This is a genomic window from Tenacibaculum sp. M341 (assembly GCF_004337695.1).
Lineage (GTDB): Bacteria > Bacteroidota > Bacteroidia > Flavobacteriales > Flavobacteriaceae > Polaribacter.
In genome coordinates this window covers 1-308 of record NZ_SJXJ01000118.1, presented here as the reverse complement: position 1 = coordinate 308, position 308 = coordinate 1, and the positions used below count along the sequence as shown (strand labels likewise).

The window sequence follows — 308 nt, the reverse complement described above, 5'->3', positions numbered from 1 at the left end:
CTTAGCTTTCTCTACCAACTCTAACCTATCTAAAGTAGCTTTTGTAGTAAACAAACCATAATTTATAAATACACTCTTCTTTTCTACTTTATCAATAGTACCAACAGAGTTTCCGTCGATCAAACGAACTCTATCTCCTACTTTAAAAACATAACTAGCTCTTTCTTCTGCTATTTTCTTAGCTTCTACCTTTTTTTCTTGTCTAACTTTAACTACTTTTTTAAGTACTTCTTGCTCTACTTTTTTAATAGCTTCTTTTTGTTCATCAGCTATTTTTTTGTCTTTGGCTTTTTCTGTTTTTGTTTTCT

At 29.9% G+C, this 308-nt stretch carries 1 pseudogene; it reads right to left on the bottom strand.

The annotated features are described in order from the left end of the window. Positions 1–308: pseudogene (locus EYW44_RS22425) on the bottom strand (endonuclease MutS2); the annotation flags it as partial.